The sequence below is a fragment of the Amycolatopsis sp. WAC 01416 genome (assembly GCF_003947485.1).
Lineage (GTDB): Bacteria > Actinomycetota > Actinomycetes > Mycobacteriales > Pseudonocardiaceae > Amycolatopsis.
Genome location: NZ_QHHX01000016.1, coordinates 143,789 through 157,836, shown reverse-complemented (window position 1 = coordinate 157,836; position 14,048 = coordinate 143,789). Strand labels below are relative to the sequence as shown.

Annotated in this window: 9 protein-coding genes; 5 read left to right on the top strand and 4 right to left on the bottom strand. The window is 67.3% G+C overall.

The genetic code is table 11. The features are described from left to right. Window positions 1-495 precede the first annotated feature (495 nt). The 3 genes from DL990_RS39610 to DL990_RS39600 are packed head-to-tail and all read right to left on the bottom strand — an operon-like array spanning window position 496 to window position 7,987. Window positions 496-5,379 carry a DNA repair ATPase gene (locus tag DL990_RS39610; protein ID WP_125801740.1) on the bottom strand — a complete coding sequence of 1,628 codons (4,884 nt, stop codon included), beginning with the start codon at window positions 5,377-5,379 and terminating at the stop codon, window positions 496-498. Next, entirely contained in the window at window positions 5,376-7,385 is a 2,010-nt protein-coding gene (locus DL990_RS39605; RefSeq protein WP_125788223.1) for a flotillin family protein, read from the bottom strand. Before DL990_RS39605 ends, DL990_RS39610 begins: the two co-directional genes overlap by 4 nt. A 17-nt stretch (window positions 7,386-7,402) precedes the next feature. After that, window positions 7,403-7,987, bottom strand: a complete 585-nt coding sequence (locus tag DL990_RS39600) for a hypothetical protein (RefSeq protein ID WP_125801739.1) — start codon at window positions 7,985-7,987, stop codon at window positions 7,403-7,405. A gap of 276 nt (window positions 7,988-8,263) precedes the next feature. Between DL990_RS39600 and DL990_RS39595 the strand changes: the two genes are divergently transcribed. Genes DL990_RS39595 through DL990_RS39575 form a run of 5 tightly spaced genes read left to right on the top strand, consistent with a single transcriptional unit; the run spans window position 8,264 to window position 13,393 of the window. Next, entirely contained in the window at window positions 8,264-8,701 is a 438-nt protein-coding gene (locus tag DL990_RS39595) for a hypothetical protein (RefSeq protein WP_125801738.1), read from the top strand. Between the two features lie 23 nt (window positions 8,702-8,724). Next, entirely contained in the window at window positions 8,725-10,824 is a 2,100-nt protein-coding gene (locus tag DL990_RS39590; protein WP_125788226.1) for a heterodisulfide reductase-related iron-sulfur binding cluster, read from the top strand. A gap of 48 nt (window positions 10,825-10,872) precedes the next feature. After that, window positions 10,873-11,787, top strand: coding sequence for a metal ABC transporter substrate-binding protein (locus DL990_RS39585; RefSeq protein ID WP_125801737.1), 915 nt, complete (start codon window positions 10,873-10,875; stop codon window positions 11,785-11,787). Then, complete coding sequence (locus DL990_RS39580) at window positions 11,784-12,527, top strand: metal ABC transporter ATP-binding protein (protein ID WP_125801736.1); 744 nt, start codon at window positions 11,784-11,786, stop codon at window positions 12,525-12,527. Before DL990_RS39585 ends, DL990_RS39580 begins: the two co-directional genes overlap by 4 nt. Continuing rightward, window positions 12,524-13,393, top strand: a complete 870-nt coding sequence (locus tag DL990_RS39575; protein WP_199746788.1) for a metal ABC transporter permease — start codon at window positions 12,524-12,526, stop codon at window positions 13,391-13,393. Before DL990_RS39580 ends, DL990_RS39575 begins: the two co-directional genes overlap by 4 nt. A 30-nt stretch (window positions 13,394-13,423) precedes the next feature. Here the strand turns inward: DL990_RS39575 and DL990_RS39570 are convergent, their stop codons facing one another. Next, window positions 13,424-14,038, bottom strand: a complete 615-nt coding sequence (locus tag DL990_RS39570) for an LppA family lipoprotein (protein WP_125801735.1) — start codon at window positions 14,036-14,038, stop codon at window positions 13,424-13,426. Between the last annotated feature and the right edge of the window lie 10 nt (window positions 14,039-14,048).

Sequence of the window (14,048 nt, the reverse complement as noted above, 5' to 3'; positions counted from 1 at the left end):
GCCGGTTCAGCCGGGCCAGCGCCCGGAACCGGACCGCCTCAAGCCGGGCGATCCCCACCGACGCCGCTTACGCGACAGCGACGGAATCATTGTCGTCCAACAAACCTATCGAAGCATTCACCGACTCTAAAGCGCTCCGATCGGCGAGTTTCCCGAGTAGCGCCACCGGCCCGGATCTGCGCATGTCCACCCCACGACCCTACGACCGACCACCGACAACTCCGGATCACGAAGCCACTCTGGGGCATTGCCGATTTTCGGCAATGACGCCTCAATGAGCACCGGCCGTTCGAAGGCCAGGCGACACGGCACCGAGGCTCTACATCGCCGATGAACATCCACCCTGAGGCACAGCCCCGAATTCTCGCCCACTGCAAGGGCGTCGCCGATTTCCGGCAATCAATCCTTAAGCGAGCTACCGCCAAACCAGGCGGCCGCCGTCACCGAACCCCGGCAACAGCGGCCACCCGACCCGAAGCAAAACCAAGAACGCCCTCACATCACGTCCCGGACGACCATCCGTTCCGAAGCGCGCTCGATCGCCGCCTCCACCGCGCCGACCCGGTCCGCCAGGAGGCCCATCGCGCCGACCGCGCGGCTCATCGGGTCTTCGTCGTCGCCACCGAGGGCCTGTGCCCTCAGGTACGCCGCCTTCACGGCCGCCCACCGCTGGGCCTCCGAGTCGGTCAGGCGGCCGCGGAGTTCGGCCAGTTTGAGCAGGTTGGCTTCGGCGCCAGAGGTCAGCGTTTGGGCTTCGCCTGCGTAGTGGTCGTCGATCAGCGCTTCGAGTTCGGCGTCGTTCATCGCGGGCACGATCCGGCCGGCGAGTTTGTTCATGTTCCGGTACGAGCCCTGTAGCTGGAAGGGCGGTTCGACCCGGGACGCGTCCGCTTGCGCCGCCGAAGCGATGTAGGCCTGGTTGTTCTTCAGGATGATCCGCTGCACCTTGGTCAGTTTCCGCAGTACGGCGAGGATCTGCTCCAGTTCGGTCGCCGAGTACGCGTGCTTCAGCTGATCCGCCCGCACCGAGCCGTCGCCGCGCGCCAACCGAACCAGAACGTCCACATCGGACCGTTCGCGGGAGACCAGCGGGGCGAGGACGGTGTTCGCGGTGAGCGAGTTTTCGATGTAGCTCAGCGCGAACAGTTCTTCCTTGCCCGAAAGTACATCGCCGAGGTTCCACACATCCGCACGGTTGGCGAGCATGTCCGGGATCCGGAACCGTTTGCCCTGCTCGGTGTACGGGTTACCGGCCATGCAGACCGCGAACCGCTTGCCCCGTAGGTCATAGGTCCGCGTCCGGCCCTCCCACACGCCTTCCATCCGCCGTTGCGCATCGCACAGCGAGATGAACTTCTGCAGCAGTTCCGGCGAGGTGTGCTGGATGTCGTCCAGATACAACAGCACGTTGTTGCCCTGCTCCAGCGCGAACGAGATCTTCTCGACCTCTTGCCGCGCGGTCGCGTTGGGCGCGTCCGCCGGATCCACCGACGTGACGTCGTGCCCGAGCGCCGGCCCGTTCACCTTGACGAACACCAGCCCGAGACGGCTCGCGACGTACTCCATGAGGGTCGTCTTGCCGTAACCGGGCGGCGAGATGAGCAGCAGCAGACCGGACTGGTCGGTACGCCGCGCGTCGCCGGTTGCGCCGAGTTGCTTGGCGAGGTTGTCGCCGATCAACGGCAAGTAGACCTCGTCGAGCAACCTGTTGCGCACGAAGGCACTCATCACCTTCGGTTTGTACTCCGTCAGCCGCAGCCTGTCGCGTTCGGCCGCCACCAGATCGTTGCGCAGCCGCTGATACGCGCGGAAACCCGGCACCCGGTCGCGCCGGAACCGCAGTGTCCTGGCCAGCGTCTCGTCGAGCCGCAGGGTCAGGGATCGGTTGACGATCCGGGGATGCGAGCCGAGCAGACCGTCCACAGTGGCCGAAAGCTCCGCCGAGGAATCGTAGCGGGGCAAATCCGCCAGTTCGATCGCGACGGCCTCCGTCAGTTCGTCGCCGGGCAGACCGGAAGAATCCACAAAGGACCTCAGCCAGGCTTCGGCGAGCTGGTAGCGGTCGGCGAGGTCTTCGAGGGCACGCAGGTCTTCGGCGAAGCTACGGCGGTCGAGCCGGAACTTGTCGAGCAGCGTCCGCGCCCCACCACTGGTGACGAACCCCGGGGACCCGTCGGCCAGTTCCTCGAACAGGTACTCGCCGGCGAGTTCGAGGTCCAGCGTCAGCCCGGACGACGTGGCGAACGCCGTCATCGCCTCGGTGAGCTCCCGCGCCAGCGCGTCGATCGCCGTGGTGTGCCCGAAAGCCTCCCGCACCCGCGCGAGTGACGCGGCGCGCGTCGTCCAGGCGGACTTCGCCGCTTCGTCCGCACCGAACGCCCAGAACACCTGGGCGGCGGCACGAGCGGCGGGCGGATACCGCAGCAGCCCCGCGGCGGACCGCAGGCGCACCAGCACGGCCAGGATCGCGGCGGCGTCGTGGTCGTGCACGCCACGCGCGTAACCCTCGTCGTAGCGGTCTCCGGCGACGCGCCGGACGACCTCCAGCAGATCGGCCTCGGCCAAATCCGGCTGGTCGGCCAGGATCGAGGTCGCCAGGTACTCGGCGCGATAGACCTCGGGCGACTCCGAGACCAGCAGCTGGTCCCAGTACGGCCGCGTCGCTTCGAACGACTCGTCGCGCACGGGCGAGCGGTAGTCGGTCCCGGTGATCGCGAACTTCATCCCGCCGTCGTGCGGCACCAGGGTGAGGTCGATGTCCTGCGTGTTGACCGCGAAGGTGTTGCGGCCGAGGCGGATCGTCTCCCCGCCCTCGCCGTAGAGGTCGAGCCTGTCGCGCAGCGCGCGACCCGCCTCCTGACGGGCGGCCTTGACCCGGCCTTCGAGTTCTTCGGCACGCACCTGGTCGCCGAGGTCGCGCAGTTCGGCGACCACGCTGCGCAGCTTCGCGACCATCGGGTCGGAGGCGAAGTAGGTGTTGATCTCGTCGACCGAACCGAGTGTGCCGACCCGCCGGGTCACGCTCGTGAGGATCCGCTCGGCCGAGTCGACCAGCCTGTCCGCGCGACGCGCCCGTTCGTCGAGCAGCGCCTGCTTACGCGAGGAGAACGCCTCGTAGACGTCGGTGCGCTTCTCGCCGAGCGACGCGAGGAAATCGTCGAACTCGCCGAACCGCGATTCGAGGTTTTCCAGCTGCAGCAGCAATCTGCCGAGCTGCTCGTCGCAGCGGTCAGGCGTGTCCGCGACCGCGAGCCCGCCGGTGATCGCCTGCGCGAGCAGCGCGAACTCGGCGGCGAACTCCGCCCGGCCCTCGGTCTCCAGTAGCTCCTTGCGCCGCGCTTCGAGGGTGGCCCGTGCCCGGTTGACCGCGCCGATGACCTCGCCGACGCGTTCGAGGATCTTCGTCCGCACCACGGCGTCCGCGATCTCCAGCCCGCCGACGACGTCGGTGAGGACCTCGAGTCCGCCGGACTGCTCGTCCAGCTGCTCGGCGACCGGGACGGCCTCGGCGACGGTGGAGATCGCGCCCGCGGCCTCGATCAGCCCGTCGACCTCGGCGTGGTAGCTCGTGAACGCGTCCTCGCCCTGCAGGAACCGGACGGCGCGCTGCGCGGCCTCGCCGAATTCCGTGTCGAGGTCGGCGATCAGCTTGTCGACGCGGCCGGTGTCGACATAGCGCAGTTCCCGCACGGTGACGAGATGGCCTCGCGCGCGGTGCATTTCGGCGAGCCTGCGCACCCACGCGTCGGCCGCGTTCAGCGCCTCGCCCCGCACCTTCCGCACGAGCGACGCGGTTTCCGCGGCGGCTTCCTCGACGGCGTCGGCCGCCTGCGAAGTGAGCGCGGTGACCGTCTCGAACTCGTCGAGCACCTGTTCCGCGGTGACGCGGACGTCCGACAACGGCGACCGCAGATCGCCGAGTTCGGCCTCCCCGAGCCAGTGGTAATGGTCGAAGACCCGCGCGCACGCGGCGATCAGTGCCTCGAACACCGCCGCGGACGGCGCCATCTCGCCGACCATCCGGCCGATCGAAAGACAGTCGGAGATCCCGCGGACCAGATCGGCGTTGCCGACCCGCTCCAACGGCCCGGTCCCGGTCGGCTGCGACGCCGCGTAAGTGTCGGACTGGAACGGCGTCCGCCACACCTGCATCGGGTGCACGCGGCTCGGCTCGTCGGACAGCGCGCGGAACAACACCATCGTGCCGTCGTCGAACAGCGAGTACCCGTGGCACGGGATCGGGTTCGAGACCTCTTTGCGGATCACGTTGTACGGCAGGAGAAGCGAGCGTCCGTCGGTCCGCGCGTGGAAGACGTAGAGCACGTCCTCACCGTTGGGCGAGCGGATCACGCGCTCGAATTCGAGACCGTCCACGGTGGTGTCGAACGTCTTGCTGACACCCGTGTCGAGGTAGTAGCCGCCGGGGAAGATGATCCCGTGGTCCTCGGGCAGCCGCTGGCACGCCTGCCCGATCCCGTCGAGGCGCACGACGTCGCGCGTGCGGGTGTTGAACACCAGGTACCGGTGGACGGTCTCCTTGTACGGCAGCACCCGCAGCAGGATCAGCGGGCCGATCCTGGCGTAGGACACCTCGGCGTCGGCGAGGCTCTGCAGCGGCTCGTCGACCGCCTCGGCGTAGACACCCTCACCGGTTTCGGTGTTGTTCTCGACCTTGACCGTCAGGTTGCCGCCGACGGTCTCGACGAACACCTCGTCCTCGATCGAGATATGCGGATGCCGACCGAGAACGTGCTGTTCACGGCTGGTCTCGATCCATTCGAAATCGTGCGACGGCGGGAAGACGTGGTCGCGTTCGCCCCGGCTGTCCACATAGGACAAGGTGCCGTCCGCGGCGATCCCCCAGCGCAGCACCCGGATGTCCTCGGTCCGCGGACCGATCTGGAACACCGCGAGCAGTTTGCCCTCGACCCGCCGCAGCTGCAGCAGTTTCGCCTGCCGGTAGTAGCGGTACAGCTCGGCGAAGTCGCGGACGAACCGCTCGTCGCGCAGCAGCTCCGGCAGCTCTTCGGCGGGCACGTCGTCGAAGCGGAACGCTTCTTCGTCATGACTGAAGCCGTGCAGCGAGAAGACGTCGTCGACCGTCGTCTCGGGCTTGAGCCCGATGAACACGTTGTAGCCGAACAACATCCGCCCGCCGACCGACACGACGTCCCGCGGCACGCAGTTGTTCGCCGTGCGGATCCGCTCCGTGCCGATCAGCGCGAGCTGCGCGCTGCCGAAGACCCCGAGCCGCGCCTTGTTGAGCTCGTCCGCGCGTTTCGCCAGTTCGGCGGCCTGTGCGGCGAGCCGGGCGCGGAGCACCTCATAGGTGCCCGCGTCCAGCTGCTCCGTTCCTGCCGCCGATTCGGTCGTCGTCACTGCTTCGCGGGGGCGAGGGTGGCGACAGAGCTGTCGGCGAGGCCGAGCCGCTGTGCCATCGACAGCAGCTCACGCAGCTTGTCGCTGTCCGGGCCGCCCGCCTGCAACTGCTTGGCAAGGAAGGCCGACAGCGTCAGGTTCTTCACGTCCTCCGTGCTCACGGAGCCGACCAGTTTCGTCAGGTCGTCGGTGAAGCTGCCCGAACCGTCGAGCCACGACTTGCCGAGGGTCTGGACGACGTCCGAGTGCTCGACGAAGCCGTCCACGCTCTTACCCATGCCGATCGAGCCGATCACCTTCTCGAAGAACATCGTCTCGCCGCCGACGATGTCGATGTCGGCCTTCTCCAGCCCGATGCCGAGGACCGTGGCCTGCGCCTCGGCGACCTCACGCTGCACGTTGAGCGCGGCGAGCCGGATCTCCTTCTCGGCCTCCAGACGAAGGCGGTACTCCTCGTGCTGGCGGCTGGCGGTGTCGAGCGCGGCCATCGCGGCGGCCTTCTCGGTGAGGCCTTCGGCCTCGCCCTTGAGCTTGTCGCGCATCCCGTCGGCGAGCACGATCGCCTTCTCGCGTTCGACGATCGCCTCCGCGCGGCCGACCTTCTCCAGCGCGTCGGCGTCGCGTTCCTTGACCTGCGCCGCGGCCAGCCCGATGGCGGCCTCCTCGGCCTGGATGCCTTCGGCCAGGCGGATCCTCGCGCGGGTGTCCAGTTCGGCGGCCTGCTGGCGCGCTTCGGCCAGCGTCAGTTCCTCGCGGGCCTTGTGCTTCGAGGCCACCTCGGCGGCCTCCGCGGCCTTGATGTCCTTGACGAGGCTTTCCTGCGCCTCCGCCTCGGCCCGGATGATGATGGCCGAGCGCTGACGCTCCGCCTCTTCGACGACGCGGAGCTTCTTGATGTTCTCTTCCTGCTCCGCCACGGTCTTCTCGACCGCGATCCGCTCGCGGATCACCTCGGCGATGGACCGCTTCTCGGTCTCGACTTCCTTGTCCTTGGCGATGCGGGAGAGTTCGGTCTCGCGTTCGCGGCCGATGACCTCGAGCAAGCGGTCCTTCTCGATACGCTCGCTCTCGATGGCGATGACGCGCTCGCGGTTCTTGCCCGCGACCTCGATCTCACGCTGCTGGTTCTGGTGCTGGATGCCGAGCTGCTCGTCGGTGCGCAGCCCCGCGGCCTGCGACTTGAGCCGTTCCTCCGCCTGCACCTTCGCGATCTCGGCCTCTTCACGCGCCCGCATGGTCTCGACCTCGCGGTTCTGCTTGATCTCCGCGTCGGCCTGGCGCCGCTCCAGTTCGAGGATCGCCTCGCGGGCGTCCACGTTCTGGCGGGTGATCTCTTTTTCCTCGCTGCGGCGGAACTCGTTCGTGCGCACGTGCTCGATCGCGGTCAGCTCGGTGATCTTGCGGATACCCTGCGCGTCGAGGATGTTCGCCGAATCGAGCTGCGCCATCGGCGTCTGCTCGAGGTAGTCGATGGCCGCGTCCTCGAGGCTGTACCCGTTGAGGTCGGTGCCGATGACGCGGATGATCTGGTCGCGGAACTCGTGGCGTTTGGTGTAGAGATCCACGAAGTCGAGCTGCTTGCCGACGGTTTTCAACGCCTCGGAGAACTTGGCGTTGAACAGCTCCTGCAGGGTCGCCTCGTCGCTCGCGCGTTCGGTGCCGATGGCCTGCGCGACCTTGATCACGTCCTCGGTGGTCTTGTTGACCCGCACGAAGAACGAGATCCGGATGTCGGCGCGGATGTTGTCCCGGCAGATCAGGCCCTCGCGGCCGGTGCGGGTGATCTCCATCGCCTTGACCGAGGTGTCCATGATCTCGGCCTTGTGCAGCACCGGCAGGACGATCGCGCCGGTGAACGTCACGTCGACGCGGCGGACCTTCGAGATGATCAGCGCCTTACCCTGCGGCACCTTCTTGAACAACCTGGTGATGGTGAAGAGCAAGACCAGGAGGATGACAACTATCACGGCGATCAGAACGCCGGCCCCCACGCTGATGGCACCCATATTGTTCCTTTTCTGCTTCAGATGTCCAAGGACTCGACCCAGAAGAACTCGCCTTCGGAGTCGTAGTCATAGAGAACTACGCGGCTGCCCGCCGTGAGGTTGCCTTGGCCCGCCTGCCGAACGTCCACAATGGCCGTGGACCCGTCGGCGGCGGCGACTTCGGCCTGGCCGAAGTCATGAGTGACCGACGAGGTGCGGATGACCGCCGCCCGGCCGACGAAGTCTCTCCTGCTCGGTTCCTTCGCGGGACCGAACACCCGGCGCAGTGGCACCACGATCACCCTCGTCCCGAGTGTGCCGAGCACCAGCACGACGGCGACCACGCCGGCCCCGAACCCGATCCTCGATGGTGTCGAAAGCTCAAGGTCATCGAGTAGAACCGTCCCTGCCAGGCTGGCGAACCAGGTGAATGCGATCAGTAGAGAGAGCGAAATGGACAGTGGGACCCCGCCGAAGCCCGCCAAGAGCCCGTCGCCGCCGTCGAACTCATCGAGATCGAAGGCACCGAGCAGGGCCAGCAGCCAATAGCCGATCACCACGATCAGCAAGAAACTGAAGAGCACGGCCGGAAACCCCAGAGCCGCGGTGACGAACCCGCCCATCGCCGTCGTTCCCTCCCCATTACCCCGGGTCAGGACTATAACCAGCGCGTGACGCCGGGCGGGCCGTTTTCGGCTACGAGTGGGTCACAGTGCTCCCCGCAATCAGTCACCTACTTGCGCCCGCCCCCTCCCGCAAGTAGGTGACTGATTGCGAGGTGGGGTTACGCCGACCGGCCGCCCCAAAGCCATCCGGTTGGACCTGTCGCACCGCCGGAGCGCGCCCTACTCTCCAGTATTGAGAGTGACACAGGACACACCACGGTCTTGGGAGGCTCCATGGGGTGGCACGTTCGCGAAACGATCGGCGAGGATCGGCGCGAACGGCGAATCCGCCACGTCACCCGATGTCTGAGTTGCACGCTCACCTGCGTCCATTGTGGACTTCCCGCGAGATTCTCCGTTCCCGCCGGGCATCCCGGCCTCGGCGTGGTCGAACACCTTCCCGGCGCGACCACCCCCGGTCTCCCGGATCTGGCTCTGCTGCACCGGTTCTGCCGGGACAATCTCGCTGCGGAGCCGGGTATCGCGCTCAGGCGCGCCTATCTCGGCCTGGCGACCGAACTCTTCGAAACGGGGCGGCGGATCCGCCGTCACCACCGGCTCGGCGTGCATCCGCCACGACCGGGCCATCTCGAGGCCTACCGAAAACGGTGGCGAGTGGCCAAAATGCGGTACGCCTGCAAGGCGTGCCGGTACTACACCGGCTCTCACTGAGCCGATTCTCCCCCGGAGGACTCGTGCTCGTTCGTCTCATCCTCGGTCTGCTCATCACGATCGCCGGTCTCGCCTTCGCCGCCCGCCGCGCGCTCTGGCTCGCCAAATTGATCCGGTCCGGCCAGCCGGACGAAAAACGCTCGGACGTCATGTCCGTCCGCGCGAAAACCCATCTGGCCGAGGTCTTCGGGCAGCGCAAACTGCTGAAGTGGTCCGTCCCCGGGGTCGCGCATCTGTTCACGTTCTGGGGCTTCGTGATCCTCGGCTCGGTCTATGTCGAGGCGTACGGCGCCCTGTTCGACCACGACTTCCACATCCCGCTCATCGGGCACTGGGCGGCGCTGGGGTTCCTCCAGGATTTCATCGCGGTCGCGGTGCTCGTCTCGCTCGCGGTGTTCGCGGTCATCCGGATCCGCCAGGCACCCGAACGGAAAGATCGCGCGTCGCGCTTCTTCGGCTCGCACACCGGCGGCGCCTGGCTGATCCTGTTCATGATCTTCAACGTGATCTGGACGATGTTCCTCTTCCGGGGCGCGTCGGCGGCGGTCGGCGTCTTCCCGTACGAGTCGGGCGCGTGGGTTTCCCTCGGCGTCGGCGAACTCCTGGAGCCGCTCGGCCCCGCGGTAACCGAACCGCTGGAGACCGTCGGGCTGCTGCTGCACATCGGCGTGATGCTCGCGTTCCTGTCGATCGTGCTCTACTCCAAGCACCTGCACATCTTCCTCGCGCCGGTCAACGTGACCGCCAAACGCCTCCCGGACGCGCTCGGCCCGCTGCTGCCGATGGAGTCCGCCGGCAAGCCGATCGACTTCGAGGATCCGGGCGAGGACGACACGTTCGGCCGCGGCAAGATCGAGGACTTCACCTGGAAGGGCATGCTCGACTTCGCCACCTGCACCGAATGCGGCCGCTGCCAGTCGCAGTGCCCGGCGTGGAACACCGGGAAACCCTTGTCCCCCAAGCTGATGATCATGGATCTGCGCGACCACCTCTTCGAGAAGGCGCCGTACATACTTGACGGCAAGGAAGCGCCTGAAGAACGACCGCTGGTCGGCACCAAGGAGGACTTCGGCGTCATCGATCCGGACGTCCTCTGGTCCTGCACCACGTGCGGCGCCTGCGTCGAACAGTGCCCGGTCGACATCGAGCACGTGGACCACGTCGTGGACATGCGCCGCTATCAGGTGATGATCGAGTCGGCCTTCCCGAGCGAACTCGGCGTGCTGTTCAAGAACCTCGAAACCAAGGGAAACCCTTGGGGCCAGAACAACTCCGACCGCCTCGCGTGGACGAAGGACCTCGGCTTCGACGTGCCGATCTTCGACGGCGAACTCGCCGAAGACGTCGAGTACGTCTACTGGGTCGGTTGCGCGGGCGCCTTCGACGACAACGCCCGCAAGACCGTCCGCGCCACCGCGGAGCTCCTGCATCTCGCCGGGGTGAAGTACACGATCCTCGGCACCGACGAGTCCTGCACCGGCGACCCGGCGCGCCGCTCCGGCAACGAGTTCCTCTTCCAGATGCTCGCGCAGCAGACGGTCGAGACGCTGAACGCGGTGTTCGAGGGACGCGAACCGGGTACGCGCAAGATCGTCACCACCTGCCCGCACTGCCTCAACACGCTCGGCCGCGAGTACCCGCAACTGGACGGGCACTACGAGGTCCTGCACCACACGCAACTGCTGAACCGGCTCGTCCGCGCGGGCAAGCTCACCCCGGTCAAACCGGTCGACGCCGGGCCGGTGACCTACCACGACCCGTGTTACCTCGGCCGCCACAACAAGGTCTACGAGCCACCGCGCGAACTCGTCGGCGCGACCGGCGCCACGCTCAGCGAGATGCCCCGGCACGCCGACCGCTCGCTCTGCTGCGGTGCCGGCGGCGCGCGGATGTGGATGGAGGAGCAGATCGGCAAACGCATCAACCTCGAACGCGTCGACGAGGCACTCGGCACGGACGCCGAAACCATCGTCACCGGCTGTCCGTTCTGTCGCGTGATGCTGAACGACGGTCTCGTGCAGCGGCAGAGCGAACAGCGTGGCCAGAACGTCACCGTGCGCGACGTCTCGCAGCTCCTGCTGGAGACCGTGCGGGAGCGGGACCGGACGGTGACGGAGATTTAAGGCACACGAGAGTTGGAAGTTCGGCGTACCGAACTCTAAACTCACGGGATGGCGAATCTGCGCAAGACCGTGTGCGCGCTGGCGGCGTCGGCGCTCGTCCTGTCCGCGTGCGGCGGTCCCGCCGGCGGCACGGACGACAAGCGGCCCGTCGTGCTGACCACGTTCACGGTCCTGGCGGACATCGCCTCGAACGTCGCGGGCGACAAGCTCAGGGTCGAGTCGATCACCAAACCCGGCGCCGAGATCCACGGCTACGAGCCCACCCCGGACGACATCAAGAAGGCCGCGAAGGCCGACCTGATCCTCGACAACGGGCTGAACCTGGAGGCATGGTTCGCCCGGTTCGTCAAGGAGAGCGACGCGCCGCACAAGGTGGTCAGCGAGGGTGTCCAGCCCATCGCCATCGGTGAGGACGCCTATCAGGGAAAGCCGAACCCGCACGCGTGGATGTCTCCGACGAATGTGGGTATCTACGTGGACAACATGGTGAAGGCGTTCAGCGAGCTCTCCGCCGGCGACGCCGCCGTGTTCAAGGCCAACGGCGACGCCTTCAAGGCGAAACTGAAGGGGGTGCGGGACGAGATGACGACTGCGCTGAGCGGCCTGCCGCAGAACGAGCGAGCGCTGGTCACCTGCGAAGGCGCCTTCTCCTACCTCGCGCGCGACACCGGCCTCACCGAGCGGTACATCTGGGCGGTCAACGCCGAACAGCAGGCGACGCCGCAGCAGATCACCCGCGCCATCGAATTCGTCAAGCAGAACAAGGTCCCCGCGGTGTTCTGCGAGTCGACCGTCTCCGACGCCCCGATGCAGCAGGTCGTCTCCGCGACCGGTGCCGCGTTCGGCGGCGTCCTGTACGTCGATTCCCTGTCCGGCCCCGAAGGCCCGGTGCCGACCTACCTCGACCTCATCCGTCACGACTCGAAGACGATCGTCGCCGCGCTCACCGGGGCGAAGCCGTGACGGCCGCGATCCGCGTCGAAGGCGTCACGGTCCACTACGGCGACGTCCTCGCGCTCGACGGCGTGGACGTCACGCTCGAACACGGTCACGTCTGCGGGCTGGTCGGGATGAACGGCTCCGGCAAGTCGACGCTGTTCAAGACCGTCATGGGCATGGTCCGGCCGGACACCGGCGCGGTCTCGATCGACGGCGGCACCCCCGCCCGCGCGCGCAAGACCGGCGTGATCGGGTACGTGCCGCAGAGCGAGGACGTCGACTGGTCGTTCCCGCTGTCCGTACGGGATGTCGTGATGACCGGCCGCTACGGGCGGCTCGGCTTCACCCGGCGTCCGCGCCGCGCGGACCACGAAGCCGTCGACCACGCGCTGGAGCGGGTCGAACTGACCGAACTCGCCGGACGGCAGATCGGCCAGTTGTCCGGCGGGCAGCGCAAACGCGCGTTCGTCGCGCGCGGCATCGCCCAAGGCGCCCGCGTCCTGCTGCTGGACGAGCCGTTCGCCGGCGTGGACAAGCGGTCCGAAGCCACGATCACGCGGCTGCTCAAGGAACTCGCGGCCGACGGCGCCGCCGTCCTGATCTCCACGCACGACCTGCACGCGCTGCCCGGCCTCGCCGACGAGGCGATCCTGCTGATGCGCAAGGTGCTCGCGCACGGCTCCCCCGGCGAAGTACTCCGGCCCGAAAACCTCGCGCTGGCCTTCGGACTCGATGTCCTGCAACGGGAAGAGGAGCTCGCGTGAGCCTCTACGACCTGTTCCTCGAACCGCTGAGCTACGACTTCATGATGCGGGCGCTGGCGTCCACGGTCATCGCGTCCGCCGTCTGCGCGGTGCTGTCCTGCTGGCTGGTGCTGATCGGCTGGTCGCTGATGGGCGACGCGGTCTCGCACGCCGTGCTGCCCGGCGTCGTCCTCGCGTACGTCCTCGGCGCGCCCTTCGCGCTGGGCGCCGTCGTCTTCGGTTTCCTCGCCGTGGCACTGATCGGCGTCGTCCGGGACACCAGCCGGGTCAAGGAGGACGCCGCGATCGGCATCGTGTTCACCACGTTGTTCGCGCTCGGGCTCGTGCTGATCTCGGTGACGCCGAGCCAGACCGACCTGAACCACATCATCTTCGGCAACCTGCTCGGCGTCGACACCTCGGACCTCATCCAGATCGGCGTCCTCGGCGCCATCACGCTCACCCTGCTGGTGCTCAAACGCCGCGATTTCACCTTGTACGCCTTCGATCCCACGCACGCGCACGCCATCGGGCTCAACCCGCGGGTGCTCGGCGCCGCGCTGCTCGGGCTGCTCGCGCTGACCGCGGTCGTGGCGCTGCAGGTGGTCGGCGTGATCCTCGTGGTGGCGATGCTGATCATCCCCGGCGCGACGGCGTACCTGCTGACCGACCGGTTCGGCCGGATGCTCGTGATCGCGCCGTCGTTCTCGGTGCTCGCCGCGGTGACCGGGCTGTACCTGAGCTACCACCTCGACACCGCGTCCGGCGGGATGATCGTGCTGGTGCAGGGCGCCGGGTTCACCCTGGTGTACCTGTTCGGGCCGCGGCACGGGATCGTCGGGAAGCGGCTGGCCAAGCGCAGGCGCGAACTGGCGCGAACGGTGTAACCGGCGGCGGCATAGCCCCATGCCACGACATCAGGCTCCACCGGACTGCGGCGAACCCCGCTTGTGGGCCTCAGTCGTCAGATGACACCCCGTCTTCAGCGTCAGCATGGTGCTGGTGCCGGTCGTCGTGCCGGTCGAGGTGGACAGTGTCAAATCAGCGCCGAACTCATCGAGCAAGTGAAACTCCCGGAATTCCGGTTTGCTGACCTCGAAACCCTTTTTGGTGAAGCCGTGCTTGGCCGCGGCCTCGGTCAGCGCCTGCGTGGCTTTCGCCCATGACGACTCAGGGATCACCTCCGGCAGCCCCCACGTCGTGTACGCCGTGTACACGTCGTGGACGTCGACCGCCCGGAAGGCGTTGCACCCGGGGGATATCTCGGCCACGGTGCCTTGCTGCCACGCCGAAAATCCCGTGGCTTCCGTGAGCTTGGTGCGCAACTCGGAGAGAGTCTGGTCGTACGTGGCCTGAATCTGTTCGGCCTCCGGTCGCTTGCGGAGTTCGGCGAACTGCTGCTGGGTCGACATGCCGTCCTTGCCGTGGTCGTTGTCGAGATAGTCGGGGCTGCTGTCACACGCCGTGCCGGCAAGCAGGACGACCAACGCCATCCCCGCGATCCAGCTGGAGGTTCGAACAGCGCGCTTCATGCATTCACCT